Origin of the sequence: Kitasatospora sp. NPDC059088 (genome assembly GCF_042738155.1) — a bacterium.
In the GTDB taxonomy this organism is placed as follows: domain Bacteria; phylum Actinomycetota; class Actinomycetes; order Streptomycetales; family Streptomycetaceae; genus Kitasatospora.
Genome location: NZ_JBHYGR010000067.1, coordinates 42,569 through 47,576, shown reverse-complemented (window position 1 = coordinate 47,576; position 5,008 = coordinate 42,569). Strand labels below are relative to the sequence as shown.

4 protein-coding genes and 1 pseudogene are annotated in these 5,008 nt (G+C 76.4%); all 5 read right to left on the bottom strand.

The window, feature by feature from the left end; all coding sequences use genetic code 11:
- Positions 1–1,606, bottom strand: a pseudogene (locus ACFWXO_RS26925) (hypothetical protein); the annotation flags it as partial.
- Between the two features lie 240 nt (positions 1,607–1,846).
- Positions 1,847–2,776, bottom strand: coding sequence for a tRNA pseudouridine(55) synthase TruB (truB, locus tag ACFWXO_RS26920; protein WP_380526642.1), 930 nt, complete (start codon positions 2,774–2,776; stop codon positions 1,847–1,849).
- A gap of 44 nt (positions 2,777–2,820) precedes the next feature.
- Positions 2,821–3,924 (bottom strand): bifunctional oligoribonuclease/PAP phosphatase NrnA, encoded by a 1,104-nt coding sequence (locus tag ACFWXO_RS26915; protein WP_375896990.1) that lies wholly within the window; start codon positions 3,922–3,924, stop codon positions 2,821–2,823.
- Positions 3,925–3,926: 2 nt separating this feature from the next.
- Positions 3,927–4,367, bottom strand: a complete 441-nt coding sequence (gene rbfA, locus ACFWXO_RS26910; RefSeq protein ID WP_375896992.1) for a 30S ribosome-binding factor RbfA — start codon at positions 4,365–4,367, stop codon at positions 3,927–3,929.
- Positions 4,368–4,520: 153 nt separating this feature from the next.
- Entirely contained in the window at positions 4,521–4,817 is a 297-nt protein-coding gene (locus ACFWXO_RS26905) for a DUF503 domain-containing protein (protein WP_030311386.1), read from the bottom strand.
- Between the last annotated feature and the right edge of the window lie 191 nt (positions 4,818–5,008).

Here is a 5,008-nt window from a genome sequence, read left to right as displayed (position 1 = left end):
GGGCGGCGCCCCGGCGGTGGGCGCCCGGGCGGCGCGGGCGGCCGTCCTCGGCCAGCCGCTGGGCCACCCGCAGGCAGCGCAGGTCCAGGTGGGCGCCGAACAGCTCGCTGCGCAGCGCCGGCCCGTCGTGCAGGCCCTGCGCCCACAGCTCGCCGGCCAGCCGGACGGCCAGCGGGTGCCGGGCGTCCTCGGCGGCGGCCGGGCGGCCGGGCGGCAGCCCGTAGCGGCGGCGCACCCGCTCGGCCGCCTCGGCGGGCAGCGGGCCCAGCCGGTGCCCGGCCAGGGTCGGGGTGCCGGGCCCGCCGCCGTCCATCCGGACGGTGGGGGCGCTGGCCAGGTCGCCGTCCGGGCCCGGTTCCGCCGGGCGGGGGACGCCCGCGGCGCCGCTGCCCCAGGGCTCGGCCGCCAGCCGTTCCCAGAGCTCCTCGCCGCAGGCGGTGAGCAGTCGTGCGCCGCAGCCGGTGAGCCACTGCCCGGCGCCGCGCAGCCAGCGCGGGTCCGGTTCGGCCGGGGCCTCCTCGGGGCCGTCCAGGACGACCAGCAGCGGGCGTCCGGCCGCCGCGCACAGCGCCGCCACCGGCTCCGGCGCGGGCGCCGGGGTGCCGAGCTCGGCCGCGGCGGCGGCGAGCGCCCGTTCCACCGCCTCGGCGAGCGAGCGGTCCTCGGCGCGCAGGTCGGCGCCGCGCAGCCAGAGGGTGGGCAGCGGCCGGGCGCCGTCGCAGCGGCGGGCGGCCAGGGCGGCCAGTTCGGTGGAGCGGCCGCTGCCGGGGGCGCCGACCAGGGCGGTGACGGTCGCCTCCGGCTCGTCCCCGGCCAGGCCGTCCGGCCGGTCCACCCGGTCGGCGGCCAGTACGGCCACCCGGCCGGGCCCGGCCCCGGCGGCGGCCAGCTGGGCGGCGGTCAGCCGCAGCACCCCGGCCAGGTTCAGCGCCGTGCCGTACCCGGGCACCGTCGCCGCGTTGCGCTCCAGCAGTTCGGCCAGCGCCGGCGCGACCACCGCGCCGCCCCCCGCGGGCACCGCCCACAGCGCCCCGCCGTACGGCCCGGAACCGGCCGCCCCGCCGTACGGCGCTCCCCCGTACTGCGGTCCGCGCAGGGCCGGCGCGGCCAGTGCCACCACCGCGCCGCTGCGGGCGTCCAGCACCGGTGAGCCGGCCGGCACCACGACCCCGGCCACCGCGGGCACGTCCAGCACCGGCACCCCGGCCAGCAGGTGGCCGCCGTACGCGGCGCCGCCGACGCCCAGCAGTCCGCAGCGCAGCACCACCGCCCGGCCGTCCTCGCCGGTCAGGGCGGGCAGCAGCACCTCGTGCCCGGCGCCCACCGCGGCCACCGGCAGCGGCGGGACGGGCAGCCCGCCGACCGCGTCGGTGCGCAGCAGCGCGAGCCCGTGCTCGGGCAGCGGCAGCACCGCGTCGGCGTCGAGCACCCTGGTCTGTCCGCCGGGGGTGTGCAGCACCAGCCGGTCCAGGCCGGCCACGGCCTCGTGCGCGGTGAGCACCCAGCCCTGCGGGTCGGCGGCGAACCCTAAGCCGTGCAGCCGCCCGTTGAGGTCGCGGATCCGCAGCAGGTACCGCCCCGGATCGCCCTCCGCAAACCCCGGCATGGAGCCCCCTCACCCGTCGAGCGGGCCCGTCGCCCGCTCGCCGCCGGGATCCTGCCCCCCGCAGGGGCGCCCCGACCGCGCCCGCGCCGTTCACCACGGCGGTTCACCTCGCGCGCTCCCCCGTGCGGGTGAAGCCCACCGTTCGGGTGAAGGACCCCGCCGGGGGAACCCGGGACCGGACGCGGAACCCCCGCCGGGAGGGCTCCCGACGGGGGTCTGCGGTCCGACGGACGGGCCGGCTCAGCCGACGAACACCGCGACCGGCTTCGCCTGGCCGCCCTGCTCCTCGACCAGCGCGAGGAAGCGCCCGTCCGGCCCGAACACCGCGATCGGCCCGTCCACGCCCAGCCCGGGCGCCTTGAGCCGGGAGCCGTGCGACAGCTTCTCCGCGGAGGCCTCGTCCAGGTCCCAGCGCGGGAACGCGGCCGCCGCGGCCGCCCCGATCGGCAGCACCTCCAGCCCGCTGGCGGAGTCGCCGGTGACCGACTCCTCCAGCTGCTCCAGGGTGCGCGCCGACTCCACCCCGTACGGCCCGACCTTGGTGCGGCGCAGCGCCGTCAGGTGCCCGCCGACGCCGAGCCCGGCGCCCAGGTCGCGGGCCAGCGCCCGGATGTAGGTGCCGGAGGAGCACTCCACGGTCACGTCCAGGTCGATCACCGGCGTGCCGTCCTCGGCGACCGCCGCGCGCTGCGCGTGCACGGTGAAGGAGTGGATGGTGGTGGGCCGGGCGGCGAGCTCGAAGTCCTCGCCCTCGCGCACCCGCGCGTACGACCGCTTGCCGTCGATCTTGATCGCGCTGACCTTGGACGGCACCTGCATGATCTCGCCGGTGAGCGCCGCGATCCCGGCGTCGATCGCCTCCCGGGTGACGCCGTCCGCCGGGGCCGAGGCGGTGACCTCGCCCTCGCGGTCGTCGGTCACGGTGGTCTGGCCGAGCCGGACGGTCGCCTCGTAGGTCTTGGCGGTCAGCATCAGGTGGCCGAGCAGCCGGGTGGCCCGCTCGACGCCGATCACCAGCACGCCGGTGGCCATCGGATCCAGCGTGCCGGCGTGCCCGACCTTCCTGGTCCCGGCCAGCCACCGCAGCTTGGCGACGACCCCGTGGGAGGTGATGCCCTCGGGCTTGTCGACGATCACCAGGCCGTCCGGGCCGGTGCCTTTGCGCTTCATCGGGTTCTTTCTCCGGTACGTGCGGGAGTTGCTCTACGGGAAGGTCAGTGGAGCGGCCGCAGCGCGCCCCGGAACCGCTCGACCACCGCGGCGACGTCCTCCCGGGCGGCGAACCCGGCCGCGAAGACGTGCCCGCCCCCGCCCAGTTCACCACAGGCCGCGGCGACGTCCACCGCGCCCTTGGAGCGGGAGGAGCCACGCAGCGTACCGTCCGGGTCCTGCTTGAGCACCAGCGCCACCTCGGCCTCGGCCGGCCGCCGCAGGATGTCGATCAGCCCCTCGATCTCCTCGACGGTGACGCTGAACAGCGCCAGGTCCTGGTAGGGCACCCAGGTCCACACCAGGCCCAGCCCGTCGGCCGCCTCCGGCTCGTAGACGGCCCGGTCCAGGGCGGCCGCGAGCACCTTGAGGTAGCCGAAGGAGGAGGTGTCCCACAGCTGCCGGGAGATCAGGTCGTGCCGGATGCCGGTGGCCAGCAGCCGCCCGGCGAGTTCGTGGGTCGCGGGCGTGGTCGCCCGGTACTTGAAGGAGCCGGTGTCGGTGGCGACCCCGGTGTACAGGCAGGTGGCCAGCTCCTGGTCGAGCTCGACGCCGAGCCGGCGCAGCAGTTCGTCCACCAGGACGGCGGTGGCCGGCGCGGTCGGGTCGATCAGCTGGTGGGTGCCGAAGCCCGGGTTGGAGGCGTGGTGGTCGAACACCACCAGGACCGGCGCGGCGAAGGCCTTGTCGTGCAGCAGCCCCAGCCGGCTCTGCGCGGCGACGTCGAAGCAGAGCACCAGCTCGGGCACGTCCGGCACCTCGGAGGCCGGCACGATCAGCTCCTGGCCGGGCAGGAAGGCCAGCGACTCGGGCACGACCTGCGGGTCGTCGCCGAAGGAGACCCGCACCCGCTTGCCGAGCGCGCGCAGCGCCAGGGCCGCCGCCAGCGAGGAGCCCAGCGCGTCGCCGTCCGGGCAGATGTGGCAGATCAGGTCGATCGAGCGGGCCCGCCCGATCTCCGCCACCACCTGCTGCCAGACCAGCTCGAAGCCGCTCTCCTCGGCACGCGGGCCGGGGAGCGCCGCGAGGGCACCCTCCACCGTGCTGGTGGAGGACGCCCCCGTGGTCGATCCGGCTCGCGAGGCGGCCTGCGCCGGCTCACCCGCCATGTCTACTCGTCCTCGTCGTCACGCTCGGCCGCCGGGACCTTGTACGGGTCCGCGTCGCCGGCGTAGGTCGCGCCCGCGGCGGTGGTGCGCACCGCCGCGTCGATGGCCTTGGCCCGGTCGAGCAGGTCGTCGATGTTCCGGGCGTTCTCCGGCAGCGCGTCCGCGACGAAGGTCAGCGTCGGGGTGAAGCGCACCCCGATCTTGCCGACCTCGGAGCGGATCACGCCCTTGGCGCTCTCCAGCGCGGCCGCGGTGGCCTCGCGGTCGGCGTCGTCACCGAAGACGGTGTAGAAGACGGTGGCCTCGCGCAGGTCGCCGGTCACCCGGGTGTCGGTGATGGTCACGAACCCCAGTCGCGGGTCCTTGACCCGCCGCTCCAGGGTCTGGGCGACGACCACCTGGATGCGGTCGGCGAGCTTGCGCGCCCTAGCGGTGTCGGTCACGTTGCCTCCTCGTGCAATGGGCCCGGTACCCGGGAGAACTGCGCACCCGTCGGGGCCCACGCCCCAAAGTACCGGCCCGCGCCCGGCCTTGCGGGCGCTCTCGGTCCTGATCCGTGTGAGAACGGCGACTTCCGCCGACCGGCTCCACGGTCCTCATTCGTCGTCGTCGTTGTGGTAGCGCCTCCTCGCGGAGAGGAGCTGCACCTCGGGGCGGCCGGCGACCAACCGCTCACAGCTGTCCAGGACCTCGGTGACGTACCCGGCTTCGCCGGCGACCACCGCGAGGCCGATCTCGGCCCGGCGGTGCAGGTCCTGGTTCCCGGTCTCGGCAGCGCACACGCTGTACTTGCGCTGCAGTTCGGCCACGATCGGCCGCACGATCGAACGCTTCTCCTTGAGCGAGTGGACGTCGCCCAGCAGCAGGTCGAAGGTGAGTGTTCCCACGAACATGTATGACAGGTCTCGCCGACCTGGAAGGCCTCGGGATGTCGGCGCGGAACCGGCCGACACCCCAGGACCCTACACAGCGAGACCGGGGCGCGGGGGGGGGGGCGTTGACCACCCCGCGCCGCACCCCCCGGATCACGCGGCCTCTCCCCCGGGCGGCGCGCGCTCGCATGCGAGGGCTGTGTGGGGAGGCT

Coding starts and splice junctions, on each gene's coding strand:
- ACFWXO_RS26905 (WP_030311386.1), bottom strand. CDS start 4,817: ATGTTCGTGGGAACACTCACCTTCGACCTGCTGCTGGGCGACGTCCAC.
- truB (WP_380526642.1), bottom strand. CDS start 2,776: ATGAAGCGCAAAGGCACCGGCCCGGACGGCCTGGTGATCGTCGACAAG.
- ACFWXO_RS26915 (WP_375896990.1), bottom strand. CDS start 3,924: ATGGCGGGTGAGCCGGCGCAGGCCGCCTCGCGAGCCGGATCGACCACG.